This window comes from Lelliottia sp. GFLA7 (assembly GCF_056490165.1).
Genome location: NZ_JBWLAQ010000001.1, coordinates 584,769 through 610,086, shown reverse-complemented (window position 1 = coordinate 610,086; position 25,318 = coordinate 584,769). Strand labels below are relative to the sequence as shown.

The following is a 25,318-nucleotide window of genomic DNA, read 5'->3' as shown; positions in this document are numbered from 1 at the left end:
CCCGTCAAATCCCCCTGATTAATAGTTACTTTCATTGTGCAACAATTCGTCATATTCTGATGAAACTTCAAGTAAAAACAGGAATCATTTCAGATGGTTAAATCATTGTTAATTGCTGTTAATAAAACGCTAACGCATGAAGATTTTGGCAAGCTGTTACTGCGACTGGCGGTGGGCGGACTCATGCTGTTTCACGGGCTGCACAAGCTGATTGGCGGCGTGGATGGCATTAGCGGCATGCTGGTGGCTAAAGGATTACCCGGGTTTATCGCTTATGGTGTGTTAATTGGTGAAGTGGTTGCGCCTGTGCTGATTGTGCTGGGCATTCTGACGCGTCCGGCAGCGCTGGTATTGGCCTTCACGATGATTGTCGCCTGGCTGATGGTTGGCACAGGCAAAACGTTCGCGCTGGATGCAGTAGGCGCATGGGCGATCGAAAGCCTGGTGTATTTCTTTATTGGCGCGTTGGCCGTCGCGTTCTTGGGTGCAGGGCGTTATGCCTTAGCCAAAGATCCGGCCTGGAAATAAGGTTTTATCCGGACAGCGCGAGTGTGATGTCGAGATAAAAACGAGCATCTATAAAAAGGGTTCTTCGGAACCCTTTTTTGTGGGTGCTATTTAAGTTATTGATATTTATAAGTGGAATAAACATCTGCGAAAAAAGGGTTTGGCTAGCTGGAATCGAATTTCACTTTGTATATCAAAAAGAAAGTTGTAGATTGCTTCAGTTCACTGCCGTACAGGCAGCTTAGAAAATCAGTCGGCTTACCAGCGGCTTTCAGCGCATGTTCACTGCCGTACAGGCAGCTTAGAAAATGTACCACAGAAAAGTATCCACCACGTAAATGTTCACTGCCGTACAGGCAGCTTAGAAATTGCGCGCTACAACGCCATGATAGAACACCGCGTTCACTGCCGTACAGGCAGCTTAGAAAGCGCATCGTTGATGATGTACGTGATTACCCCGGTTCACTGCCGTACAGGCAGCTTAGAAAGATCCAACTAAAATGACGGTCTACCCTAGAAGGTTCACTGCCGTACAGGCAGCTTAGAAACTGACCGATAAACAGCGTCAAATCTCTGACGCGTTCACTGCCGTACAGGCAGCTTAGAAATGCGCCAGTGACTGGCATCGTATCGACATTGTGTTCACTGCCGTACAGGCAGCTTAGAAAACAACAGAAGATATCACATTGGCCGAAGCGCTGTTCACTGCCGTACAGGCAGCTTAGAAATTTCCATCGCTGTAAAAATTCACAACTTCACTGTTCACTGCCGTACAGGCAGCTTAGAAAACTTAAGGACACTGACCAGACAGTACGCAGACGTTCACTGCCGTACAGGCAGCTTAGAAAATGCTCAGTTGCGATAATGACGCTGTGCGAGGGTTCACTGCCGTACAGGCAGCTTAGAAAGAAGGGGACGACCCGGAATGTATAGTTGAATTGTTCACTGCCGTACAGGCAGCTTAGAAAATTCCCCGTTCATGCGGTTGTGCCAGTACACGGTTCACTGCCGTACAGGCAGCTTAGAAACCCGACCCGGTAACGGTATTTCCAGGATACAAGTTCACTGCCGTACAGGCAGCTTAGAAATACCCCGAGTTCAGATCCCACCATTGGAATTGGTTCACTGCCGTACAGGCAGCTTAGAAAAAAATAAGTCATTATCAGGAACCTCGGCCCCTGTTCACTGCCGTACAGGCAGCTTAGAAACGAATGCGTCGATCACATCAGCTGAGCGCCCTGTTCACTGCCGTACAGGCAGCTTAGAAAACAGTGCTGGCGTTGTTCACTGACAACAAGCGGTTCACTGCCGTACAGGCAGCTTAGAAAAATTACATGCGCAGATGTCACCGCCGGGCGTCGTTCACTGCCGTACAGGCGGCTTAGAAAGGGACGCACGATGTGTGTTGCATGCCTTCAGATGTTCACTGCTGCACAAGCCGCGTAGAAATAATCTCAATAAAAAGGCCAGCTGATGCTGGCCTTTTGCGTTTTAACAGGCGGGAACGACGTTACGCCAGCACCAAATCTCCCTGCGGATGGCAGGAACAGGCCAGCACGTAGCCGTCGGCGATTTCTGCCTCCGTCAGCGTCATGGTGCTGTTGACGGTATATTCACCGGAAACCACTTTCGTTTTGCAGCAACCGCACACGCCAGCGCGGCAGGCAGCGACAATCGGAACCTTGTTGCTTTCCAGCGCTTCCAGCAGCGTGGTGCCAACGCGTCCAAAAAAGGTCTGCGCCGGTTGCAGCCTGGTGAATTTCACGCCGCTGGTCGCGGCTTCAGCTACGGGCGTAAAGAATTGCTCTTTGAAGAAGCGAGTGACGCCGAGCGCTTGTACCTCTTTTTCGACGATGTCCATGTACGGCGCGGGGCCGCAGGTCATCACCGTACGCGATGCGATGTCCGGCACACTTTGCAGCAGTTCACGGCTCAGACGACCGGCCACAAAGCCGTGAGTCGCATTATTTTCTGCCACCATCGTCACAGGATAATTTCGCCATTCGTCGGCAAAAATCACATCTTCGGGAGAGCGCACGCTAAAAATAACCTGCACGTCAGCGTGCGGACGATTTTTTGCCAGCCAGCGACGCATCGACATCACCGGCGTCACGCCACAACCCGCAGCCAGCATCAGGAATTTATCATCGGCTTTGTCGTCGCAGGTGAAATCACCCTGCGCGTCGGAGAGCCAAATATAATCCCCGCGCTTGACGTCGTTGGTCAGCCACTGCGAGCCAGCGCCCTCATCAATACGGCGGATGGTGAGCGTAATGTACTCGCTCACGCCCGGCGTCGAGGAAATCGTGTATGCGCGCAGGGTATCCGCCGCGTTGCGAACGCTGACCAGCGCATACTGACCGGCACGGTACGGATAAAAGTCATGGCACAGCAGTGAAAGCGTCCACACATCCGGCGTCTCCTGATGGATGTGATGAACCTGCATCCGCCACGGACATTGTGAGGTTGGCATCGTCATAAATCCTCCTTACGCGCTCAGCAGTTGCTGCATGTCTTCTTCTACGGTCGTCACGGAACGCAGACCGAATTTTTCGTTCAACACGGCCAGCAGATCCGGGGTCAGGAAGCCTGGCGCGGTCGGGCCGGTGACGATATTGGTGACGCCCAGCGACAGCAGGGTCAGCAGGATCACGATCGCTTTCTGCTCGAACCAGGAAAGCACCAGAGACAGCGGCAGATCGTTCACGCCGCAGCCCAGTTTCTCTGCAAGCGTCACGGCCAGAATGATCGCTGAGTAGGCATCGTTACACTGACCGGCATCAATCAGACGCGGCAGGCCTTCGATATCGCCGAAGTCCAGTTTGTTGAAACGGTATTTACCGCAGGCCAGGGTCAGGATCAGGCAATCCTGCGGGACGCTGGTGGCAAAATCGGTGAAGTAGTTACGTTCGCCGCGTGCGCCGTCACAGCCGCCAACCAGGAAGATGTGACGCAGTTTTTCGCGGCTCACCAGATCGATCAGAGAATCAGCAGCGCCCAGCAGCGTCTCGCGACCAAAGCCCACGGTGATCATGTGCTCGATTTCGCTGAACGGGAAGCCCGCCATCTGCTGCGCCTGGGTGATAACCGGTGCGAAATCATCACCTTCGAGGTGACTGACACCCGGCCAGCCGACGATGCTGCGGGTCCAGATACGATCGTCATAAGAGCCGACGGTCGGATCGATAATGCAGTTTGAGGTCATCACGATTGGGCCGGGGAAGCGAGCAAATTCCACCTGCTGATTCTGCCAGCCGCTACCGTAGTTCCCGACCAGATGTTTGAATTTGCGCAGCTCAGGATAGCCGTGTGCGGGCAGCATTTCGCCGTGGGTGTAGACGTTAACGCCTGTCCCTTCGGTTTGTTGCAGCAAATTGTAGAGGTCTTTCAGATCGTGACCGGAGATCAAAATACACTTACCGGCAGTCGCTTTGACGTTCACCTGCGTTGGCGTTGGGTGACCGTAGGTGTCGGTTTCGCCTGCATCCAGGATGCTCATCACTTTGAAGTTCATCTGGCCGATTTCCATTGAGCACTCCAGCAGAGCGTTCATATCGGAAGGCCAGGTACCCAGCCACGCCATGATTTTGTGGTACTGGGCGTAAATGTTGTTGTCGTACTGACCGAGGACGTGGGCGTGTTCCATATAGGCCGCCGCACCTTTCAGGCCGTACAGGCACAGCAGGCGCAGGCCGAGAATGTTCTCACCGATGGCCGCTTTATCTTTGTTCGGGGTGAATTCTGCCGCCTGACGTTGCAGGTCGCCCAGATCGTCGCTCACCAGCTGCAGGTCAGCCATTGGGTTATCTACCGCAGCATTGGCATCTGCATTCAGGCTTTGTGCTTTCAGCGCTTCGCGCAGGGCAATGGCTTCACGCGCGTAGCCCACGATGCGTGGAGAGTCGAAGTTAACGTTAGTCAGCGTGGAGAAAAAAGCGCGCGGTGCGAAGTTATCGACATAGTGATCCACAATGCCGTATTCACGCGCTTTTGCGGCCCAGGCGGACAGGCCTTGCAGGGCCGCAATCAGGAGATCTTGCAGGTCAGACGTTTCTGCGGTTTTACCGCACATACCTTGCGAGTAGGAGCAGCCGTTTCCGGCAGGGGTACGGATGGTTTGTTCACATTGCACACAAAACATAATCACACCTGTTAAAGTTATATTTTAGATACATGTTTAAGGTTATGCGCATGGCGGGACGTAGAAAAGGTCTTTCTTCTATAAAGTAGAGGGATATTGATTTAGCGCAATTTTGGCGGTAGAGAGCTACCGCCAGAGAGGTATCAGGCGGAGAAAACAGCCATCAGAATCGGCACCAGCAGACTCAATATAAAACCATGAACGATGGCGGCGGGCACCAGCTCCAGCCCACCCGAACGCTGTAAAACAGGCAGCGTAAAGTCCATCGACGTGGCTCCGCACAGGCCGAGCGCCGTAGAGCGGCTTTGACGCACCAGCCCCGGAATGAGCATAATCGCGATCAGTTCTCGCCCCAGATCGTTAAAGAACGCGGCGCTACCAATAACTGGGCCAAATGATTCGGTGAGTAGAATACCGGACAACGAATACCAGCCAAATCCGGATGCCATCGCCAGGCCCGTTTTCAGCGGCAGATCGAGAATAAATGCGTTAATGACACCCGCGACCATAGAGCTTGCCACGACGACTACGGCGACCATCATTCCTCGGCGATTCAGCACAATTTGTTTCAGCGTCATGCCGTTATTACGCAGTTGGATGCCTATCAGGAACAGCAGGAAAATCAATGTATATTCACTGGCTTCCGTCGCGTGCTGTAAAAATGCAAACCCCATCAGGCCGAGCAGAAAACCCAGCAATACTACGCCGCACAGTTTTAATGATTCGAGCGCCATTGCAATTCTTGAGGGCAATTTTTCTTGCTGGTGATGATTTCTCCACGGAATCGTCCGTTCCAGCCACAGTAGTGCGGCAATATTACACACCAGAATAACCACAATAGTGACAATGGAATAATGGAGAATAGACAGCAGATTGGCGGCCAAATTATCCAGGAATGCTAGGCTTATCCCCATGAAAAAAAGGATGACGTAAACAATCCAACTCAAAAAGCGATTAATGAGTTTTAATGCGGAGGCGTGACGAAGGGGAATAAGGTAGCCCACTACCAGCGGCAGCAGAATGATTAAAAGTCCTGAAAACATGAACAGCCTGTCCTTTATAAGTAACTGAATAGCGCCAGAGACACTACCCAATAAAGACTGCTCAGTAAAGATGCAAAATAAATGCCGGGTGGCGCAATGGCTACCCGGCAGAGTAAAGAACGGAATTAGTTACGCTTTTCAAGCAGGGTACGGTACAGCACGCCACCCAAAATACCGCCGATGATTGGCATCACCCAGAACAGCCACAGCTGCTCAAGCGCCCAGCCACCCTGGAAGATAGCGACGGCGGTACTGCGTGCCGGGTTAACCGACGTATTGGTCACCGGAATGCTGATCAGGTGAATCAGGGTTAACGCCAGGCCGATAGCAATCGGCGCAAAACCCGCTGGCGCATTTTTGTCCGTCGCGCCGTGAATCACCAGCAAGAAACCGGCGGTGAGCACAATTTCAATCACAATCGCTGACAGCATTGAGAAGCCGCCTGGAGAGTGTTCGCCATAACCGTTTGAGGCAAAACCGCTCGCTGCCGCATCAAAGCCCGCTTTACCGCTGGCGACAACATACAGAACCGCCGCCGCAATAATGCCGCCGACAACCTGGGCAATAATATAGCCAATCACTTCTTTTGCCGGGAAACGACCACCAGCCCACAGACCTAATGTCACGGCAGGGTTAAAGTGACCACCAGAAATATGACCGACTGCAAATGCCATGGTTAAAACTGTTAAACCAAAGGCTAAGGCCACACCTGCAAAACCAATTCCTAATTCCGGAAATGCTGCCGCTAGCACTGCGCTACCGCAGCCACCAAATACCAACCAGAATGTACCAAAGCATTCCGCCGCTAATTTTCTAAACATAACCACCTCGTTAAATTCCATATGCTGTTCTGCGTATGGTTATCTATCGCCTAAAGGGATGACGACTCAAAGAGCCGATATTTTAAAAAGCAATAACCTAGCCTCGCCACTTAAATAAATTCTGTTAATTTGATTTAAGGCAATGTGATGTTAATCATTATTGGAATTGGACAAAAATAAAGCGTAGCCCAATTCTGGACGCGTAGTATCTTTCGCGATTGGGCCTATTTCAAACGAAAGCTTGCGAGCAAATTCTGATTTTAAGTCAATGGGACAATTAACAAACCGACGCCAAAGTGTTCTGTCTTGCTGCTGGGCGCTATACTCCTGATAACTTAAAGGAAAAAGTGGCTGATTCGCGGGGGTTATATGCTTCTCGAGCGTGTGGAGATTGTCGGGTTTCGCGGCATTAATCGTTTGTCGCTGATGCTGGAACAGAACAACGTTCTGATCGGTGAAAACGCCTGGGGTAAATCCAGTCTTCTGGATGCATTAACCTTATTGCTTGCGCCCGAATCGGAACTGTACAGCTTTGTTCGGGAAGATTTCTGGTTCCCGCCCGGCGATATTCAGGGGCGAGAACGTCATCTGCATATCATTCTGACCTTCCGCGAACTTGAACCCGGTCGCCATCGCGTTCGGCGCTACCGTCCGCTTTCCCCCTGCTGGGTGCCGTGTGACGACAATTACCAGCGCATTTTTTACCGTCTGGAAGGTGAACTGGCGCAAGACGACACCGTACTGACGCTGCGCGGGTTTATGGATGCCAAAGGTCATCAAATTGAGCTTGAAAATATCGACGAACAGGCTCGCCATCTGGTGCGCCTGATGCCGGTGTTACGTCTACGGGATGCGCGTTTTATGCGCCGGATCCGTAACGGTACGGTGCCTCATTTGCCTGAAGTCGAAGTGACGGCCCGGGAGCTGGATTTTCTGGCGCGCGAGCTGGTGGCGCGTCCGCAGAATCTGACTGACGGGCAGATTCGTCAGGGGCTGTCAGCGATGGTGCAACTGCTGGAGCACTACTTTTCTGAGCAGGGAACATCGCAAACGCATATCCGCCTGATGCGCCGCCGTTCGCATGACGAGCAGCGCAGCTGGCGCTATCTGGATATTATCAACCGGATGATCGATAAACCCGGCGGGCGCACGCATCGCGTCATCCTGTTGGGATTGTTCTCCACGCTGTTGCAGGCGAAAGGCAACGTTCAGCTCGACAAAGATGCCCGTCCGCTGCTGCTCGTCGAAGATCCGGAAACGCGGCTGCATCCAATCATGCTCTCGGTAGCGTGGCATCTGCTCAATTTACTGCCGCTCCAGCGCATTACCACCACCAATTCCGGTGAACTGCTTTCATTAACGCCCGTCGAGCACGTCTGTAGGTTGGTACGTGAGTCTTCCCGCGTCACGGCGTTCCGCCTCGGCCCTGGCGGCCTGAGCGCCGAAGATGGTCGCCGCATTGCATTTCATATCCGTTTCAATCGCGCGTCGTCGTTGTTTGCTCGCTGCTGGCTCCTGGTTGAAGGGGAAACTGAAACCTGGGTGATCAACGAACTGGCGCGACAGTGTGGGCATCATTTCGATGCAGAAGGCATCAAAGTCATTGAGTTCGCCCAGTCGGGGCTAAAGCCGTTGCTCAAGTTCGCGAGCCGTATGGGCATCGAATGGCACGTGTTGGTGGATGGTGATGAAGCCGGGAAAAAGTATGCCAGTACCGTGCGCAGTGTGCTGAGTAATAGCGGGGAAGAGGAGCGCGTGCATCTCACGGCATTACCGGCGATGGACATGGAACACTTTATGTATCGTCAGGGTTTTGATGACGTTTTTCACCGGGTGGCGATGATTCCGGTTAATGTGCCGATGAACATGCGACGGGTAATTACAAAAGCGATTCATCGCTCGTCAAAACCCGATCTGGCGATAGAAGTTGCGGCGGAGGCAGGAAGAAGGGGCGTTGAGTCCGTGCCAACGCTGCTGCGGAAAATGTTTTCCCGCGTGCTGTGGCTGGCACGCGGGAAAGCCGATTAGCTGCGTGCGGCCTGATTGACCTGATCGATCAGGCTGTCCAGAAGCTCATAGCGGCGGCGGTATTCGGAGCGTTTCTTGCTCGCGATATCTTCCATAGGCTTGCGGGGCATTGCGAGCGAGAGCGAGAAATTCCCGGTTGAGTGCTGTTCGCCACCGATGGAGCGCCAGAAACTGTCGTAATCCGCCAGCAGTTTGCCTTCTTTTTTCTTGCGATAACGCCAACTGCGATAAATATGCGTAGCGTTACTGACCGCTAAAATTTGCTCAACCGGGAAGACTGCGCCCAGGGTCATGGCGGCTTCCACCAGCAGACGTTTCGGGAACAGGCCGTGGCAGGCTTTGGTTGCACCTTGAATCAGTTCATGCGGCACAAAGGCTTTTGCGCCCTGCATGCCACCGATAAACAGCGTCGATTTCCCCTCAAACTGGCAAAGCGTAAAGGTCATCTCGGCCAGAACGGTGTTTTCCCGATCGCAAAACGCCAGCGTCGCTTCGCCCTCTTTATCAAGGAACGCATCGGCGCAAAGGCGAATGGTAAACTGTTGCTCGTCTTTTCCCGTCAGAGTCAGTAACGTCACACCCTGTTTGGATAAATACCCATTCATCAACGCGGTGGGAAGAACTGAATTCATTGTCTGATAATGCCAGGCCAGTGCGTCGAGGGTTTTCTGACGATTCATGTTCACAGACAGCCACGGGCGATGTAAACGGCACGGCAACCCAGGCTGGACCTGCATCATTTGCATCAGGCGTGGTTGTTTTGCCAGGCTTGCCAGCAGGCGTGTGGTACTGAATGGTGTTGCCAGTGAACGTAACATGAATTTACGTCGATACGACGGGTTTTGCCAGGCGAGGCCAGGCATATATTCACCGGATGCAAGACTTTTAAAAAGCTGCCAGCCCGATTTTGGCTGAGGCTGCTGTGAATAAGGTGTATCGACGATGGAAGACATGATGATTACCGGCTTCTGGAAAAGATCTGTATTTCAGCAGGCCTATAATCAACAACGCTTCAACAAAGGTTTCACGAGACAAAAAACAGGGGTTTCGTTGACGAACAGTTTAGATAGAATCAACGGTTATGATTGCCAGAACATTTATTTGGAATATTTATGAACCTTAAGGGAAAACGCAGGAAGCTCTATCTTCTGCTGGCAGTGGTGGTATTCATCGGTGGTTTCTGGCTTTGGCAGCTTCTCAACGCGCCTGTGCCGCAATACCAAACGCTGATTGTCCGACCTGGTGAGCTGCAGCAAAACGTGCTGGCAACCGGAAAGCTGGACGCGCTGCGCAAAGTTGATGTCGGTGCGCAGGTGAGTGGTCAGTTAAAAACGCTCTCTGTCGAGATTGGTGACAAAGTGACAAAAGGCCAGCTTTTGGGGGTTATCGATCCTGAGCAGGCAGAAAACCAAATTCGCGAAGTAGAAGCCACGCTCATGGAACTGCGCGCTCAGCGGGGTCAGGCCGAAGCGGAACGTAAACTTGCACAGGTCACGCTCGGTCGTCAGCAGGCGCTGGCCAAAACGCAGGCGGTTTCCCGCCAGGATCTGGATACCGCAGCCACTGAGCTGGCGGTCAAACAGGCGCAGATTGGCACGATTGATGCACAAATAAAACGTAACCAGGCGTCGCTGGATACGGCCAAAGCGAATCTCGAATACACTCGTATCGTGGCCCCAATGGCGGGTGAAGTGACGCAAATCACCACGCTTCAGGGTCAGACGGTGATCGCCGCGCAGCAAGCGCCGAACATACTGACACTCGCGGATATGGGCACGATGCTGGTCAAAGCCCAAGTTTCGGAAGCTGACGTTATCCATCTCAAACCGGGCCAAAAGGCGTGGTTTACGGTGCTGGGCGATCCGCTGACGCGTTACGAAGGGGTGCTGAAAGACATCTTGCCGACGCCGGAAAAAGTCAACGACGCTATTTTCTATCACGCCCGTTTTGAAGTGCCCAATCCAAAAGGCGTACTGCGTCTGGAGATGACCGCTCAGGTCCATATTCAACTCACCGGTGTGAAAGACGTTCTGACCGTGCCGCTGGCGGCGCTGGGTGACCCGGTGGGCGCGAATCGTTATAAAGTCAAAGTGCTGCGTAACGGCGAAACCCGCGAGCGTGAGGTTGAAATTGGCGAGCGCAATGATACTGACGTGGTGATAGTCAAAGGTCTGGAAGAGGGCGAGGAAGTCGTCATCGGCGAAAGTCAGTCCGGAGCCGCTAAATGACGGCATTGCTGGAGCTGAATAATATTCGCCGGAGCTATCCTTCCGGGGATGGCGCGGTGGAAGTGTTGAAGGGTATTACGCTTCAGGTCGAGCCTGGCGAGATGGTTGCTATTGTCGGCGCGTCAGGTTCCGGTAAATCCACGCTGATGAACATTCTGGGTTGTCTGGATAAACCAACCAGCGGCACATATCGCGTGGCGGGAACTGATATTTCCACTCTCGACAGCGATGCGCTGGCACGACTGCGGCGCGAGCACTTTGGATTTATTTTCCAGCGCTATCATTTGCTCTCGCATCTGACGGCAGCGCAAAACGTTGAAGTTCCCGCGGTTTATGCCGGTGTTGAACGCAAAAAACGACTCGAACGGGCGCAGGCACTGTTAACCCGCCTGGGGCTGGCGGAGCGCGTTGATTATCAACCTTCGCAGCTGTCCGGTGGTCAGCAGCAGCGCGTGAGCATTGCCCGCGCGCTGATGAATGGCGGACAGGTGATTCTGGCCGATGAACCGACCGGCGCGCTCGACAGTCATTCCGGTGAAGAGGTCATGGCGATCCTGCATCAGCTGCGCGATCAGGGGCACACGGTGATTATTGTGACCCACGATCCGCAGGTCGCCGCGCAGGCAGAGCGGATCATTGAGATCCATGACGGCGAACTGGTGAGCAATCCACCGGCCAAAAAAAACCACGCGGGCGTGCACAAAGAGGTGCTCCCGCTGCCGACGGGATGGGGGCAGTTTGTCAGCGGCTTTCGCGAGGCGTTAACCATGGCCTGGCTGGCGATGGCGGCGAACAAAATGCGCACGCTGCTCACCATGCTCGGGATTATTATCGGCATCGCGTCGGTGGTGTCGATTGTGGTGGTGGGTGATGCCGCCAAACAGTTGGTGCTGGCGGATATTCGTGCGATTGGCACGAACACCATAGATATTTACCCTGGCAAAGATTTTGGTGACGATGAGCCGCAGAATCAGCAGGCGCTCAAATATGACGATCTGGCGGCAATTCAGAAGCAGCCGTGGGTGAACTCGGCGACACCGGCCGTTTCGCAAAATTTGCGCCTGCGCTACGGGAATATTGACGTCGCGGCCAGTGCGAACGGCGTCAGCGGCGACTATTTCAACGTTTACGGCATGACGTTCAGTGAAGGGGCAACCTTCAACGCAGAGCAGCTCGCAGGCAGAGCGCAGGTGGTCGTGCTGGATGCAAACTCGCGTAAACAGCTGTTTCCCACCAAATCCAGCGTAGTGGGTGAAGTGATCCTGGTGGGCAACATGCCCGCAACGGTGATTGGCGTGGCAGAAGAAAAGCAGTCGATGTTTGGCAGCAGCAAAATTTTGCGCGTCTGGCTGCCATACACCACAATTTCTGGGCGCATTATGGGCCAGTCGTGGCTGAACTCCATCACCGTAAGGGTGAAAGAGGGATACGACAGCACCCAGGCTGAGCAACAGATTGAGCGTCTGCTTACGCTGCGCCACGGCAAGAAAGATTTCTTCACCTGGAACATGGACGGGGTCTTGAAAACGGCTGAAAAGACCACACGTACTCTTCAGATGTTCCTGACGCTTGTAGCGGTTATCTCGCTCGTGGTGGGGGGAATTGGCGTGATGAATATCATGCTGGTGTCCGTGACGGAACGCACGCGTGAAATCGGCATTCGTATGGCTGTCGGCGCGCGGGCAAGTGATGTGCTGCAGCAGTTTTTGATTGAAGCGGTGCTGGTATGTCTGGTGGGCGGTGCGCTGGGGATTGCGTTGTCGATGCTGATTGCCTTCACGCTGCAACTGTTTTTACCCGGCTGGGAAATTGGGTTCTCACCGTTTGCGCTGCTGACGGCATTTTTATGTTCAACAGCGACGGGCGTTTTGTTTGGCTGGCTCCCGGCACGCAATGCGGCGCGGCTCGACCCGGTGGATGCGCTGGCGCGCGAGTAGCGGAAATAAAAATGCCAGCCGATCGGGCTGGCATTTTGACTGGAGGATGTACACAATGAATCAGAGGGCTATGCAACGGCTTCTGCTTCGATGGGCACAATGACGCTGGCATGATTGCCTTTTGGCCCCAGGTGAACATCAAACTGAACCGACTGCCCGGCTTTTAGCGTTCTGTAACCATCCATCTGGATGGTGGAATAATGAGCGAAGATATCTTCGCCGCCGCCTTCAGGGCAGATGAACCCGAACCCTTTGGCGTTGTTGAACCACTTAACAGTACCCATTTCCATGCTTCGACATCCTTCGTATATCTTATTAAGTAAGATGGAATGAACCGGTGGTGGAGTGGGGGCTGTTCAAAACCTCGCCAACTCACGCCTGTACAATTTAGATAAACCAACCATTGCGTCAAGTGTCAGGCGCTGGAGTTGGGACAATAATCAACCAAATTTTTGAAGCAGTTAACGCTAATGACGGGAATGTGACAGATATCGCGGATGGCATTAATAGATGTTTGTTATCTGATATCTGAGGTAGATTCAGAGTATGTACCGACTCCTGTCAGCGAAATGTTCTGCCGGAAACCGTAACCGATGATGACGACTGACAATGAGTAAGAAGAACGACTGGCTGGATTTTGACCAGCTGGCGGAAGATAAAGTGCGCGACGCGCTAAAACCGCCATCTATGTATAAAGTTATGTTAATGAACGATGATTACACGCCGATGGAATTTGTTATTGACGTGCTACAAAAGTTCTTTTCTTATGATGTTGAACGTGCAACGCAACTGATGCTTACCGTTCACTATCGTGGCAAAGCCATCTGCGGCATTTTTACCGCCGAAGTGGCTGAAACCAAAGTGGCGATGGTGAACGAATATGCCAGGGAGAATGAGCATCCGTTGCTGTGTACGCTGGAAAAAGCCTGAAAAGGCATAAAATTGGGGGAGGTGCCTATGCTCAATCAAGAACTGGAACTCAGTTTAAACATGGCTTTCGCCAGAGCGCGTGAGCACCGACATGAGTTTATGACCGTCGAGCACCTGCTTCTGGCACTGCTCAGCAACCCATCTGCTCGTGAAGCGCTGGAAGCGTGTTCTGTGGATCTGGTGGCGTTACGTCAGGAACTCGAAGCCTTCATCGAACAAACGACACCGGTGCTGCCCGTCAGTGAGGAGGAGCGCGACACTCAGCCGACGCTCAGCTTCCAGCGCGTATTGCAGCGCGCGGTGTTCCACGTCCAGTCTTCTGGTCGTAACGAAGTGACCGGCGCAAACGTGCTGGTTGCCATCTTCAGCGAGCAGGAGTCGCAAGCGGCGTATCTGCTGCGCAAACACGAAGTCAGCCGACTCGACGTGGTCAACTTTATCTCTCACGGAACGCGAAAAGACGAGCCGAATCAGGCGTCAGATTCCAGCAGTCAGGCGAGCAATCCTGAAGAGCAAGCAGGCGGGGAGGATCGTATGGAAAACTTCACCACCAACCTTAATCAGCTTGCTCGCGTTGGCGGAATCGATCCGCTGATAGGCCGCGACAAAGAGCTGGAACGCGCGATTCAGGTGCTGTGCCGTCGCCGCAAAAACAACCCGCTGCTGGTGGGTGAATCGGGCGTGGGTAAAACCGCGATTGCCGAAGGGCTGGCCTGGCGTATCGTGCAGGGCGACGTTCCGGAAATCATGTCGGATTGCACCATCTACTCGCTGGATATCGGTTCACTGCTGGCGGGTACAAAATACCGCGGTGATTTCGAAAAACGTTTCAAAGCCTTGCTGAAACAGCTGGAACAAGACACCAGCAGCATCCTGTTTATCGATGAAATCCATACCATTATCGGTGCGGGTGCGGCGTCTGGCGGCCAGGTGGATGCGGCTAACCTGATTAAACCGCTGCTGTCGAGCGGTAAGATCCGCGTGATGGGCTCGACGACGTACCAGGAATTCAGCAACATTTTCGAGAAAGACCGTGCATTAGCGCGTCGCTTCCAGAAAATTGATATTACTGAGCCGTCCGTTGAAGAAACGGTCCAGATCATCAACGGCCTGAAACCGAAGTACGAAGCGCACCACGACGTGCGTTATACCGCGAAAGCGGTGCGTGCGGCAGTGGAGCTGGCGGTGAAATACATTAATGATCGTCATCTGCCGGATAAAGCGATTGATGTGATCGACGAAGCGGGCGCGCGTGCGCGTCTGATGCCGGTCAGCAAGCGCAAGAAAACCGTCAACGTAGCGGACATTGAATCCGTGGTGGCGCGTATTGCGCGTATCCCTGAGAAGAGCGTTTCTCAGAGCGATCGCGACACGCTGCGTACCCTCGGCAATCGCCTGAAAATGCTGGTCTTCGGGCAGGATAAAGCGATTGAAGCCTTAACCGAAGCCATCAAAATGGCGCGTGCGGGGCTGGGCCACGAACATAAACCCGTCGGTTCCTTCCTGTTCGCCGGTCCGACCGGTGTGGGGAAAACCGAGGTGACGGTTCAGCTTTCCAAAGCGCTCGGCATTGAGCTGCTGCGTTTCGATATGTCCGAGTATATGGAGCGCCATACCGTTAGCCGTTTGATCGGTGCGCCTCCGGGATACGTGGGCTTTGATCAGGGCGGTTTGCTTACCGATGCGGTGATCAAACATCCACATGCGGTGCTGCTGCTTGATGAAATCGAGAAAGCGCACCCGGATGTGTTCAATATCCTGCTGCAGGTGATGGACAACGGCACGCTGACCGATAACAACGGGCGCAAAGCGGACTTCCGCAATGTGGTGCTGGTGATGACCACCAACGCCGGTGTGCGTGAAACCGAGCGTAAATCGATCGGCCTGATCCACCAGGATAACAGCACCGATGCGATGGAAGAGATCAAGAAGATCTTTACGCCGGAATTCCGTAACCGTCTGGATAACATTATCTGGTTCGATCACTTGTCTACCGAGGTGATTCACCAGGTTGTGGACAAGTTTATCGTCGAGTTGCAGGTTCAGCTTGATCAGAAAGGCGTATCGCTGGAAGTGAGCCAGGAGGCCCGCAACTGGCTGGCCGAGAAAGGCTACGACCGTGCGATGGGCGCGCGTCCAATGGCGCGAGCCATTCAGGATAACCTGAAAAAACCGCTGGCTAACGAACTGCTGTTTGGTTCTTTAGTGGACGGCGGGCAGGTGACTGTGGCGCTGGATCAGGCGAAGGGCGAACTGACGTATGACTTCCAGAGTGCGGCGAAGCACAAGCCGGAAGCAGCACACTAATTTCTAACGTTGGTCTAAAAACCGGGTTTTTAACCCGGTTTTTTTATGCCTGTCATACGGTGACCTCTCCGGTAATGGATGATTTGCACGATGCACTCCCTCTCCATTTAGGGGGCTGGGGTGAGGGGGAACATGCCGCTCAGGAGGTTATTCCATTCACTTCCAGACTCGTGCCTTTCTATGATTCCGGCAACGTTGAACGTGTCAGAGCGGCTCAGTCGCACGCAGAGTTTCATCATGACGATTTGCACGATGTACTCCCTCTCCATTTAGGGAGAGGGCTGGGGTGAGGGGGAACATACCGCTCAGGAGGTTATTCCATTCACTTCCAGAATCATCTTTTTCTATGGTTCATGACAGTCCGTGCATCTCTGCGCGTCGCAAGGCCTTTGGTGAATGACACAGCGATTTACAGCCAGACCATGCCATCGCCGCAAGCCTGGATTCCATTAAAAATTGGCCACAGCTGAAATCTTGCGAGGCGCTTTCCAGAATTTTGATACGGTTATTGCTGGATGAATTCACAGTAATAGAATGGCGACGCACCTGCAAAAACAGGTGTCAGGATTGGCGTCCTGAAAGTGTGTGTCTGGCAGTAATCTGCCATAGCTTCGTTCGCCCTAAGTAAAAGGGTATACTTCTGCATCTGGCGGGCGAATCGGGAGCTTCTTTTGAAGCGCCAGTATGCACACACACTGGTACGCCAATTCCTTTTCGCCCGCCGCCAGCGAACCTGGCGTTTCCTGCGGTGGTAAATTCAATGTGTGTGAAGGAATTACCCAATGAATACAGAAAACAATTTTACTCAGCTTTATAGCGAACTTAGCCTTACTCCCGATCTTGCAACGCTTGCCGAGCGCTGCAAATTGCTCACCGAAATCCTGCTCGACTGCACTTCGCTTCCGCAAGTACAACCTGTTAGCCGCTGTCTTGCGGTGTATCTGGATGTTTTCCAGACTGAGTTAGATAAATCGATGGCTGACTTCCGCATCCTTGAGTTTTCTAATGAGCAGTCGCTCCCTCAGCCAGGCGTTTGGCTTCTGGAGGATACAGAGACACAGTGCAACTATTGTCGTGCCTTAAATCATGTGCTGCTGATCTCGCATTTTGACCGCGATATGCTCCCGCATCTGACCGGCTTGCTGCATGATATCGCCCACGCAATGGCAGATGGTCTTGCGGCATCAGCTCAGGAAAAATCCATTAACATCATTCATTGCTAATTTTGTACGCTCCCCGCCGGGAGCCATCTCCCGGCGCGTTTATCAAAACCCTATTTTTTGACGCCTTCGTAACATATTGATTTTAATCAGCTATAAAAGATTGCAGAAAAAAGGGTTAAAACTCCAAAAGTTGATTATTTTCTTTTGGAACAATAAGATGTCCACGATCCGCTCCAGTTCACTGCCGTACAGGCAGCTTAGAAAGCGTCGATAAATTCGCGCGCCATGTCCTTAGAGTTCACTGCCGTACAGGCAGCTTAGAAAAGCAGTGGGCTGATGCAATGGCACCCATCATGGTTCACTGCCGTACAGGCAGCTTAGAAAACGTCTCGATACCTGCACCCCCTACGTCATAGGTTCACTGCCGTACAGGCAGCTTAGAAAAAGCGCGCGACGATGGACCAGCAGCGATACACGTTCACTGCCGTACAGGCAGCTTAGAAAGCTAGCCGCCGGGATGACGCATTGCGCGATGAGTTCACTGCCGTACAGGCAGCTTAGAAAGGGATTTGCATGCCCACGCCAACCAGTTGCGGGTTCACTGCCGTACAGGCAGCTTAGAAATGATACTCCCAGCGGTTGTTCTCACTGTAGTTGTTCACTGCCGTACAGGCAGCTTAGAAAGCTGCGGGGAAAATCGCCAGCCACTATCACCAGTTCACTGCCGTACAGGCAGCTTAGAAATCTCGCTAAAGTCATGGAGCGCGGCATATTCAGTTCACTGCCGTACAGGCAGCTTAGAAAACAACGGGTGAAGAGCATAAGACAGACTGGCTGTTCACTGCCGTACAGGCAGCTTAGAAAGAAAGCTGCAACGCTCAATGTCATCCCAGCTATGTTCACTGCCGTACAGGCAGCTTAGAAACAAAGAGCACAACTTCGGTTTCGAATCACGGCGGTTCACTGCCGTACAGGCAGCTTAGAAAGCTTATCAAGCAGCGATTTACGCAGGGACAATGTTCACTGCCGTACAGGCAGCTTAGAAACTGAATAACCCAGGCTGGCGTGCTGCCCGCTTCGTTCACTGCCGTACAGGCAGCTTAGAAAGAGGCGGGAAAACACGCCCGTTATATCTGCATGTTCACTGCCGTACAGGCAGCTTAGAAACCATCGCAACGTGAATCGGTCGCTTAGTCGTGGTTCACTGCCGTACAGGCAGCTTAGAAAATGACGGGGCGACTTGTCAGTCGTCGGGAGGGGTTCACTGCCGTACAGGCAGCTTAGAAATTAACACCGGCGCCGACGCCGATATTGTCGTAGTTCACTGCCGTAACCATCCACATGCCACTTTACTGGATGCGTGGCTTGATTTTGCGGCGCTAAAAATGCAGGCAGAAACACCAGAAGAAGGTGATATCAACGAGGGCGATTCGGCGCAATGGAAACATATACCTAAACCCAAACCCGGTTATCTGGTTCCGCTGATGACCGGTTATCAGCGTATTTCTGAGCTCTATGCGCCGGGTGTCGTCGCCAATGCGCGCGATGATCAGACGCCGTTCGCTTTTACCGAAGCGGTTTATGGGGTGGGTGAGTGGTGCGGACTGCATCGCATCAAATCGCTGGAAGAGATCTTCTGGCGTTATCACACCACCGAAACCGGCTATTACTGCCAGGGCGCGGATGCACCGTTGGCAACTCAACATCAAAACTGAAAAGGGACTCTCTCATGGCAAAGGCTCCAACCGCCGTCAAAACGGCTTCTGTACTGGCATTTGAACGCAAGCTGGCAACTTCTGACGCCGTCATGTTTTCAGGTCACTGGCAAAGCGAACGCTGGCAGCCCATTCGTATCCAGGAAAAAGCAGTGCGCGGCACGATATCCAATCGCCTGAAAAATGCCCTCGCCAGCGATCCGGCTAAGCTGGATTCGGAAATCCAAAAGGCGAATTTACAGCGCGTTGATGTGGCGGCATTACCTGCAGACGCAGATACGCTGCAGGTAAAATTCACGCTTCGTGTGCTGGGGAATCTCTCTACGCCGTCCGTATGCAATGACCGGATTTATCAGACTGAATTACAGCAGGTCATTGATGGCTATATCAGCGAGCATGGATTTGCCGAACTTGCGCATCGATATGCAACAAATCTGGCGAATGGCCGTTTTTTATGGCGCAACCGCATTGGCGCAGAAAAAATCACCGTGAAGGTGAAAGGGAGCAAACTCTGGGAGTTTGACGCGTATGATTTTGCACTCCGCGATTTTACGGCCAAAGATGACAAGCTGAAAGAGCTGGCAAAGGAGATTGAAAAGGGTTTATGCGGTAAGGGGTTTGTTTTGTTGAATGTCGAAGCGCAGGTACTTTTGGGCGCAGGGCAAGAGATTTTTCCGTCGCAGGAGCTGGTGTTGGACAGTAACAGCACCAAGAGCCGCCTGTTGTATCAGGTTGATAATGTTGCGGGAATGCACTCGCAGAAAATCGGTAATGCGGTGCGCACAATTGACACCTGGCATTCTTATGTCGAGGAGTTGGGGGCGATTGCTGTTGAGCCGTATGGATCGGTGACCAGTCGCGGCGTTGCCTGTCGTCAGCCAAAAGAGAAAATGGATTTTTATACCTTGCTTGATAATTGGGTGACAAAAGGACAGACGCCGGACGTAGATCAGCAGCATTACGTTATGGCAGTGCTTATTCGCGGTGGCGTGTTTGGTGAGAAGAGCGAATAAGGAGCGGGAATGGATCATTATCTGGAGATCCGGGTTCTTTCCGATCCCGAATTCAGTGAAGAGACACTGATGGCGGCACTTTTCGCCAAACTGCATCGTGCGCTAGGGGCGAGAGGCCAAGGTGATATTGGTGTTAGTTTCCCGCGATATTCTCTTAAACCCGGAGACACGCTGCGACTGCACGGCAGCGCTCAGTCGTTGGATGAACTGGAAAAGATGGCGTGGCGAAAAGGGCTGAGCGATTACTGTCTCTGTAAAGGGGTATTGCCTGCTATAGATGTCAACGCCTGGAGATGCGTGAGCCGCGTGCAGGTTAAAAGCAGCCCGCAGCGTCTGATGCGTCGATCCGTCAAAAAAGGCTGGCTGACCGAGGAGGAAGCTCAGCAAAGGCTGCTGAACCTTCAGGAAGCACGTACCGATTTGCCGTGGCTGAATCTGCAGAGTCTTTCAACTGGCCAATCGTTCCGGTTATTTATTCGCCACGGCGATATTGTCGATATGCCAATGTGTGGCGAATTCTCCAGCTATGGATTAAGCGCAACCGCGACGATTCCTTGGTTCTAATATATCCCGGCTGCATCCGTATATAGGCTGCGTTTTGTTATCGCCTGCCCGGCATCGTTAATAGCAGCATGTTGTAAAAGCATAATAAAAAAGGCCGGCAATTATCCCGGCCTTTTCAATATTCATCTGCCATTACAGGCGAAAACTATTAGCGACTACGGAAGACAATGCGGCCTTTGCTCAGGTCGTACGGGGTCAGCTCGACAGTCACTTTGTCGCCCGTCAGGATGCGGATGTAGTTTTTGCGCATCTTTCCGGAGATGTGCGCGGTTACCACGTGACCGTTTTCCAGTTCTACGCGAAACATGGTGTTAGGCAACGTATCAAGTACGGTGCCCTGCATTTCAATATTGTCTTCTTTGGCCATCTAATCCTCTGGGGTATCACTACCAAGTTTTGAACCGGCAAGATAATGCCGAAATTCATCAATTAAGTAAAGAATTGCGCGTTTAAAACGCAACAAAACAGTTTCGGCGCATTGCCCAGTCGTCACGGTATAACCGTACGAGAAGCGCATTCGTAAAGGGGTGACGACAGGATAAACGTCAGGACGTTATCTGATGCGAAGAATTCCCAAACGGCGGCGGGGCAACAGGCAGAAGCTACTCTGCGGCACCAATTATAACACTCCTCATCAAAAATGGGCGGAAAACATTTACACCTGAGGCATAAAGAGTGTTCTGGGCACCCAAAAGTTTTGTGGGAGCTTTTGCTGGCGCAGATTGTCCAGTTCATCAAGGTAATGGCGACGAGTAATTTCTACCGCACCCAATGACGCAGTGTGTTCGTTTAGCACCTGACAATCCATCAGTTGGCCGCCGCGCAGGGAAAACTCCTGGCAGAAAACCAGCAATGCCGTTTTAGACGCATTGACGGCGCGGCTAAACATCGATTCACCGCAGAATAATGTCCCTTGCGCCACGCCATACATTCCGCCAACCAGCGTGTCGTTGTCCCAGACTTCAATCGAGTGCGCATAGCCCAGTTCATGTAAGCGAAGATAGGCGTTGATAATATCGTGGGTAATCCAGGTGCCTTCATCACGATCCGCCGCGCATCCCTCAATGACCTGCCCAAAGGCATAATTAAGCGTGACGCGGTAGGGTGATTTGGCATGAAAGCGCTTCATGCTGCGACTGAGGTGAAACTGCGATGGTTCCAGTATCGCGCGGGGATCGGGCGACCACCACAAAATGGGATCTCCAGGTGAAAACCACGGAAAAATCCCGCGCTGGTAGGCCATTAACAGGCGTGCCGGGCTTAAATCCCCGCCGAGTGCGAGCAGCCCATTGGGTTCACGTAGCGCTCCCTCTGGCGAAGGGAACGCAATATTATGACGAGAAAGCTGGACCAGGCGCATGACAGCAGAACTCCAATACGCGAGTTAGGATCGGTTCAAATATAGTCTACAGACGTTGTTTAAACTGGTAATAACGACCCTGTTTCGCTAACAATTCTGCGTGACTACCTTGCTCAATAATCTGTCCGTTGTCCATGACAATTATTTGATCAAAATTCGCCAGCCCGCGCAGGCGGTGAGTCACCATCAGCACGGTTTTGTTTTTCATGGTATGCGCAAGTAAATCAAGGACTTGGCTTTCAGTTGTTGCGTCCAGGCCTTCTGTCGGTTCATCCAATAACATGAAGGGCGCATCGTGCAGTAATGCTCTTGCGACTGCCAGACGGCGCAATTCACCACCGGAAAGCTGACGCCCGCCTTCGCCAAGCCAGGCGTTCAAACCGTCATCCTCGAGCAGCTTGTGCAAACCCACTTGTTCAAGAACAGCGCATAACGCTTCATCAGAAGCGGTAGGGGAGGCCAGCAATAGATTGTCGCGCAGGGTCGCACTAAAGAGATGCACGCGCTGCGGAACGACGCTGACCATTTTGCGCAGCGCCTGCTCGTTAAAGTCGGTGAGTGGTGTGGTATTAAAAATAATCTGTCCCTGGCGCGGATCCCACGCACGGGTCAGCAACTGTAAAAGCGTCGATTTGCCACAGCCCGTGCGGCCCAAAATGGCGACATGCTGTCCGGCCTGGACTGTCAGAGTGATTCCATCAAGCGCATTTTGCGTTTGCCCATCATAGGCAAACGTCACATCCGTCAATTGCACAGCAACGCGCTCTGGCACGACTGAGTGGCCTTCCTTGAACTTGACTTCCGGCGTTTGCTCAACGAGTTGCGTGATTCGCACCGCAGAAGCGATGACCTGCCCAAGATGCTGGAATGCACCGGTCACAGGCGCGAGCGCCTCAAATGCTGCCAGTGCACAAAAGACGAACAGAGCAATCAGCGCACCGGGCTGGGTATTTCCCCCCACGCCTCCGGCGGCCATCCACAGCATCGCAATCACGGCGAAACCGCCAATCAACAACATCAACGCCTGAGAGAGCGCCGTCAGTTCCGATTGCCTGCGCTGGGCTTCATGCCAGCTCAGCTCAGTGCTTTCCATCCGGGCGCGATAGCGTCGGCTGGCACCAAAAATAGTTAATTCGGCTTGGCCTTGCAGCCATGATGTCAACTGCTGACGGTAGTCCCCGCGCAAACGTGTGAGTTTTTCACCCGTTGCTTTGCCCGCGCGATAAAACAGCGGTGGCAACACGAGAAGCGTGAGTAACATTATGCCGCCGAGCGTGAGGGCAATCGGCACATCAAGCACGCTTAGCCCGAGCGTGACAACGACGATAACCACAAAAGCACCCACCAGCGGGGAAATCACGCGCAGGTAAAGGTGATCCAGCGTATCGACGTCAGCTACAACACGGTTCAGTAGTTCACCCTGGCGAAAACGCGCCAGGCCGGCAGGAGAGAGCGGCAGGAGTTTGCTGAAAGTGAAAATACGCAGATGCTGCAGGACGCGGAAAGTCGCGTCGTGGCTGACCAGACGCTCGAAATAGCGACCTGCGGTACGTACGATAGCCGTACCACGCACGCCTGCAGCGGGCAGCATATAGTTGAAGCTGTATAACCCGGCGAAGCCTGCGACGGCAGAGGCGGACAGGAACCAGCCTGAAAGCGTCAGCAGGCCAATGCTTGCCAGAAGCGTGACAATGGCAAGCACAACGCCGAGCGTGAGCATCCATTTATGGCGTTTATAAAGCGCGAGATAGGGGAGTAGGGCACGCATTAAATATCCTCCTGACGATTCGCCAGCAGAGCCGCAAAGGGCCCCTGAGCGGCTGCGAGCGTAGCGTAATCGCCTTGCTCAACAATACGGCCGTTTTCCATCACCCAAATCTGATCCCAGTCGGCAATGCCTTCCAGCTGATGCGTCACCATGAGTGTCGTCTGCTGCTTTGACGCGTCATTCAGCGCCTGCATAACGCGCTGTTCGCTGTGCGCATCCAAGCTTGCGGCCGGTTCGTCGAGCAACATGAGTTGGCTGGTGTTAAGCAGGGCGCGTGCCACGGCGATGCGCTGTGCCTGGCCAACGGAAAGTCCTGCCGACTGATCGCCCACCACGGTATCGACGCCGTTAGGCAGACCCGGCAGGAACTCGCTAACCCAGGCGCGATCGAGCACCGATTTGAGCTCATCTTCGTGCGCATCCGGGCGCGCCAGTAAGACGTTTTCGCGCAGCGTAGAAGCTGGTAACTGTGGGTTTTGCCCCACCCAGCTTAACTGTTTGCGCCAGGCATCAGGCTCAAGCGAGCGCAGTTCGGTTCGATTGACCTGCAACGAACCGGTGTAAGCCATAAATCCGGATAAAGCATTCAGCAACGAACTCTTCCCCGAGCCACTCGTGCCGACTAAAACGACGCGCTGGCCCGCAGCAAGCGTGAAGTTGAGTGGACCAGCCAGCATTTTGCCTTCTGGCGAAAGCACCGAAAAATCGTGGGCTTCCAGAGTGACCGGATCTTTGCTGTTGAGCGTGATATCACCGCGCTCGGGATGGGCAAGCGGTGTTTCGAGGAATGTTTTCAGGCTATCAGCGGCACCAACGGCCTGCGCTTTGGCATGATAAAACGTGCCCAGATCGCGCAGCGGTTGGAAAAATTCGGGTGCCAGAATGAGCGCGAGGAAACCGGCAGACAGCGTTACTGCCGTGCCGTAGTGACCAAAATCGAGCGCGCCGAGATACGAGAAACCGAAGTAAACGGCCACCAGGGCAATCGAAAGCGAAGTAAAGAATTCAAGTACGCCGGATGACAGGAAGGCCATTCGCAGCACTTCCATCGTACGCTGGCGGAAATCCTGTGACGCGAGGCGAATATTGTCAATTTCGGCTTCACCACGACCAAAGACGCGCAGGGTTTCCATCCCACGCAGTCGGTCCAGGAAATGTCCGCTCAGGCGGCCAAGCGCAAGGAAATTGCGTCGGTTGGCATCAGCAGCGCCCATTCCGACCATTGCCATAAACATCGGGATAAGCGGCGCAGTCCCCAGCAAAATTAACGCAGCAACCCAGTTGGTTGGGAAAATGGCGAGCACAATGAGCAGCGGAACAAAAACCGCCAGCGCCATCTGAGGGAGATAACGGGCATAGTAATCGTGCATATCGTCGATTTGTTCGAGAATAAGCGTCGCCCAGCTTCCGGCGGGTTTTCCCTGAATCCAGGCGGGTCCGGCTTCCTGAAGCCTGTCGAGTACTTTGCGTCGGATTTCATAGCGAATTTGCTGCCCGGCATGAAAGCCTACGCGCTCGCGTAGCCAGACGACCCAGGCGCGAAGAACAAAGACCAACACCAGCACGACAAAAGGCATCAACAGCGCCTCGCGCGGGATGTTTTCCATAATCATATGGTTGAGAATGCGGGCCAGCAGCCATGCCTGGGCGACAATCAACAAACCGCTGATAAAACCCAAAAGGCGGGAAATATTCAGCCAGCGGCGCGAAAGAACGCTTTGCTGTTTAAGCCAGCGAGTTAACTCTTGTTGACGGTTTTTTTCCATTGCGTACTTTGCAGGTAACATTATTAG

20 protein-coding genes and 2 CRISPR repeat arrays are annotated in these 25,318 nt (G+C 53.2%); of the genes, 10 read left to right on the top strand and 10 right to left on the bottom strand.

All coding sequences use genetic code 11. From position 1 onward, the window contains the following. Positions 1-93 precede the first annotated feature (93 nt). On the top strand, positions 94-528 hold the full coding sequence (locus AC07RN_RS02980) for a DoxX family protein (protein WP_012016788.1): 435 nt from the start codon (positions 94-96) through the stop codon (positions 526-528). A 199-nt stretch (positions 529-727) separates the two neighbouring features. Continuing rightward, positions 728-1,956: a CRISPR direct-repeat array (repeat unit 28 nt; unit sequence GTTCACTGCCGTACAGGCAGCTTAGAAA). Positions 1,957-2,017: 61 nt separating this feature from the next. On the opposite strand, the gene hcr is transcribed toward AC07RN_RS02980, so the two are convergent. The 4 genes from hcr to aqpZ form a co-directional block, all read right to left on the bottom strand. Further along, complete coding sequence (gene hcr / locus AC07RN_RS02975; RefSeq protein ID WP_012016789.1) at positions 2,018-2,986, bottom strand: NADH oxidoreductase; 969 nt, start codon at positions 2,984-2,986, stop codon at positions 2,018-2,020. Between the two features lie 9 nt (positions 2,987-2,995). Then, positions 2,996-4,648 carry a hydroxylamine reductase gene (gene hcp / locus AC07RN_RS02970; protein WP_478335536.1) on the bottom strand — a complete coding sequence of 551 codons (1,653 nt, stop codon included), beginning with the start codon at positions 4,646-4,648 and terminating at the stop codon, positions 2,996-2,998. A 143-nt stretch (positions 4,649-4,791) separates the two neighbouring features. Beyond that, positions 4,792-5,691, bottom strand: a complete 900-nt coding sequence (locus tag AC07RN_RS02965; protein ID WP_478335535.1) for a LysO family transporter — start codon at positions 5,689-5,691, stop codon at positions 4,792-4,794. 125 nt (positions 5,692-5,816) lie between these two features. Beyond that, positions 5,817-6,533 carry an aquaporin Z gene (gene aqpZ, locus AC07RN_RS02960; RefSeq protein WP_478335534.1) on the bottom strand — a complete coding sequence of 239 codons (717 nt, stop codon included), beginning with the start codon at positions 6,531-6,533 and terminating at the stop codon, positions 5,817-5,819. 348 nt (positions 6,534-6,881) lie between these two features. Here aqpZ and AC07RN_RS02955 point away from each other — a divergent pair, with 348 nt between their 5' ends. Next, positions 6,882-8,540 carry an ATP-dependent endonuclease gene (locus tag AC07RN_RS02955; protein WP_478335533.1) on the top strand — a complete coding sequence of 553 codons (1,659 nt, stop codon included), beginning with the start codon at positions 6,882-6,884 and terminating at the stop codon, positions 8,538-8,540. Here AC07RN_RS02955 and AC07RN_RS02950 read toward each other — a convergent pair. Next, positions 8,537-9,493: a VirK/YbjX family protein gene (locus AC07RN_RS02950; RefSeq protein WP_478335532.1), complete on the bottom strand. Its 957-nt coding sequence runs from the start codon at positions 9,491-9,493 to the stop codon at positions 8,537-8,539. The genes AC07RN_RS02955 and AC07RN_RS02950 overlap by 4 nt on opposite strands. 159 nt (positions 9,494-9,652) lie before the next feature. Here AC07RN_RS02950 and macA point away from each other — a divergent pair, with 159 nt between their 5' ends. Together macA and macB are read left to right on the top strand one after the other, a co-directional pair. Further along, positions 9,653-10,768, top strand: a complete 1,116-nt coding sequence (gene macA / locus AC07RN_RS02945; protein ID WP_478335531.1) for a macrolide transporter subunit MacA — start codon at positions 9,653-9,655, stop codon at positions 10,766-10,768. Then, the gene (gene macB / locus AC07RN_RS02940; RefSeq protein WP_478335530.1) at positions 10,765-12,705 is read left to right on the top strand and encodes a macrolide ABC transporter ATP-binding protein/permease MacB; all 1,941 of its coding nucleotides are present in this window, start codon (positions 10,765-10,767) and stop codon (positions 12,703-12,705) included. Before macA ends, macB begins: the two co-directional genes overlap by 4 nt. A gap of 68 nt (positions 12,706-12,773) precedes the next feature. Here the strand turns inward: macB and cspD are convergent, their stop codons facing one another. After that, positions 12,774-12,995, bottom strand: coding sequence for a cold shock-like protein CspD (gene cspD, locus AC07RN_RS02935; protein ID WP_012016797.1), 222 nt, complete (start codon positions 12,993-12,995; stop codon positions 12,774-12,776). A 319-nt stretch (positions 12,996-13,314) separates the two neighbouring features. On the opposite strand from cspD, the gene clpS reads away from it, so the two are divergent. From clpS to cas6f, 6 genes are all read left to right on the top strand, one after another. Next, positions 13,315-13,635 carry an ATP-dependent Clp protease adapter ClpS gene (gene clpS / locus AC07RN_RS02930; protein WP_012016798.1) on the top strand — a complete coding sequence of 107 codons (321 nt, stop codon included), beginning with the start codon at positions 13,315-13,317 and terminating at the stop codon, positions 13,633-13,635. A gap of 27 nt (positions 13,636-13,662) precedes the next feature. After that, complete coding sequence (clpA, locus tag AC07RN_RS02925; protein WP_133630698.1) at positions 13,663-15,942, top strand: ATP-dependent Clp protease ATP-binding subunit ClpA; 2,280 nt, start codon at positions 13,663-13,665, stop codon at positions 15,940-15,942. Positions 15,943-16,724: 782 nt separating this feature from the next. Beyond that, positions 16,725-17,165, top strand: coding sequence for a hypothetical protein (locus AC07RN_RS02920; protein WP_478335529.1), 441 nt, complete (start codon positions 16,725-16,727; stop codon positions 17,163-17,165). 176 nt (positions 17,166-17,341) lie between these two features. Continuing rightward, a CRISPR array of direct repeats spans positions 17,342-18,392; the repeat unit is 28 nt; unit sequence GTTCACTGCCGTACAGGCAGCTTAGAAA. Positions 18,393-18,415: 23 nt separating this feature from the next. Continuing rightward, positions 18,416-18,820, top strand: a complete 405-nt coding sequence (locus AC07RN_RS02915) for a type I-F CRISPR-associated protein Csy2 (protein ID WP_478335796.1) — start codon at positions 18,416-18,418, stop codon at positions 18,818-18,820. Between the two features lie 14 nt (positions 18,821-18,834). After that, positions 18,835-19,833, top strand: coding sequence for a type I-F CRISPR-associated protein Csy3 (csy3, locus tag AC07RN_RS02910; RefSeq protein ID WP_478335528.1), 999 nt, complete (start codon positions 18,835-18,837; stop codon positions 19,831-19,833). Between the two features lie 9 nt (positions 19,834-19,842). After that, positions 19,843-20,397, top strand: a complete 555-nt coding sequence (gene cas6f / locus AC07RN_RS02905) for a type I-F CRISPR-associated endoribonuclease Cas6/Csy4 (RefSeq protein ID WP_478335527.1) — start codon at positions 19,843-19,845, stop codon at positions 20,395-20,397. 148 nt (positions 20,398-20,545) lie between these two features. Here cas6f and infA read toward each other — a convergent pair whose 3' ends face one another. The 4 genes from infA to cydD form a co-directional block, all read right to left on the bottom strand. Beyond that, positions 20,546-20,764 carry a translation initiation factor IF-1 gene (infA, locus tag AC07RN_RS02900; protein WP_002211347.1) on the bottom strand — a complete coding sequence of 73 codons (219 nt, stop codon included), beginning with the start codon at positions 20,762-20,764 and terminating at the stop codon, positions 20,546-20,548. Between the two features lie 288 nt (positions 20,765-21,052). Further along, on the bottom strand, positions 21,053-21,757 hold the full coding sequence (gene aat, locus AC07RN_RS02895; protein WP_449553597.1) for a leucyl/phenylalanyl-tRNA--protein transferase: 705 nt from the start codon (positions 21,755-21,757) through the stop codon (positions 21,053-21,055). 46 nt (positions 21,758-21,803) lie between these two features. After that, positions 21,804-23,525 carry a heme ABC transporter ATP-binding protein/permease CydC gene (gene cydC / locus AC07RN_RS02890; protein WP_478335526.1) on the bottom strand — a complete coding sequence of 574 codons (1,722 nt, stop codon included), beginning with the start codon at positions 23,523-23,525 and terminating at the stop codon, positions 21,804-21,806. Continuing rightward, entirely contained in the window at positions 23,525-25,291 is a 1,767-nt protein-coding gene (gene cydD, locus AC07RN_RS02885) for a heme ABC transporter permease/ATP-binding protein CydD (protein WP_478335525.1), read from the bottom strand. Before cydD ends, cydC begins: the two co-directional genes overlap by 1 nt. Between the last annotated feature and the right edge of the window lie 27 nt (positions 25,292-25,318).

Excerpts from the sequence above, each read along its gene's own strand:
- AC07RN_RS02980 (WP_012016788.1), top strand. The coding sequence starts at position 94 with ATGGTTAAATCATTGTTAATTGCTGTTAATAAAACGCTAACGCATGAA.
- hcr (WP_012016789.1), bottom strand. The coding sequence starts at position 2,986 with ATGACGATGCCAACCTCACAATGTCCGTGGCGGATGCAGGTTCATCAC.
- hcp (WP_478335536.1), bottom strand. The coding sequence starts at position 4,648 with ATGTTTTGTGTGCAATGTGAACAAACCATCCGTACCCCTGCCGGAAAC.
- AC07RN_RS02965 (WP_478335535.1), bottom strand. The coding sequence starts at position 5,691 with ATGTTTTCAGGACTTTTAATCATTCTGCTGCCGCTGGTAGTGGGCTAC.
- aqpZ (WP_478335534.1), bottom strand. The coding sequence starts at position 6,533 with ATGGAATTTAACGAGGTGGTTATGTTTAGAAAATTAGCGGCGGAATGC.
- AC07RN_RS02955 (WP_478335533.1), top strand. The coding sequence starts at position 6,882 with ATGCTTCTCGAGCGTGTGGAGATTGTCGGGTTTCGCGGCATTAATCGT.
- AC07RN_RS02950 (WP_478335532.1), bottom strand. The coding sequence starts at position 9,493 with ATGTCTTCCATCGTCGATACACCTTATTCACAGCAGCCTCAGCCAAAA.
- macA (WP_478335531.1), top strand. The coding sequence starts at position 9,653 with ATGAACCTTAAGGGAAAACGCAGGAAGCTCTATCTTCTGCTGGCAGTG.
- macB (WP_478335530.1), top strand. The coding sequence starts at position 10,765 with ATGACGGCATTGCTGGAGCTGAATAATATTCGCCGGAGCTATCCTTCC.
- cspD (WP_012016797.1), bottom strand. The coding sequence starts at position 12,995 with ATGGAAATGGGTACTGTTAAGTGGTTCAACAACGCCAAAGGGTTCGGG.
- clpS (WP_012016798.1), top strand. The coding sequence starts at position 13,315 with ATGAGTAAGAAGAACGACTGGCTGGATTTTGACCAGCTGGCGGAAGAT.
- clpA (WP_133630698.1), top strand. The coding sequence starts at position 13,663 with ATGCTCAATCAAGAACTGGAACTCAGTTTAAACATGGCTTTCGCCAGA.
- AC07RN_RS02920 (WP_478335529.1), top strand. The coding sequence starts at position 16,725 with ATGAATACAGAAAACAATTTTACTCAGCTTTATAGCGAACTTAGCCTT.
- csy3 (WP_478335528.1), top strand. The coding sequence starts at position 18,835 with ATGGCAAAGGCTCCAACCGCCGTCAAAACGGCTTCTGTACTGGCATTT.
- cas6f (WP_478335527.1), top strand. The coding sequence starts at position 19,843 with ATGGATCATTATCTGGAGATCCGGGTTCTTTCCGATCCCGAATTCAGT.
- infA (WP_002211347.1), bottom strand. The coding sequence starts at position 20,764 with ATGGCCAAAGAAGACAATATTGAAATGCAGGGCACCGTACTTGATACG.
- aat (WP_449553597.1), bottom strand. The coding sequence starts at position 21,757 with ATGCGCCTGGTCCAGCTTTCTCGTCATAATATTGCGTTCCCTTCGCCA.
- cydC (WP_478335526.1), bottom strand. The coding sequence starts at position 23,525 with ATGCGTGCCCTACTCCCCTATCTCGCGCTTTATAAACGCCATAAATGG.
- cydD (WP_478335525.1), bottom strand. The coding sequence starts at position 25,291 with ATGGAAAAAAACCGTCAACAAGAGTTAACTCGCTGGCTTAAACAGCAA.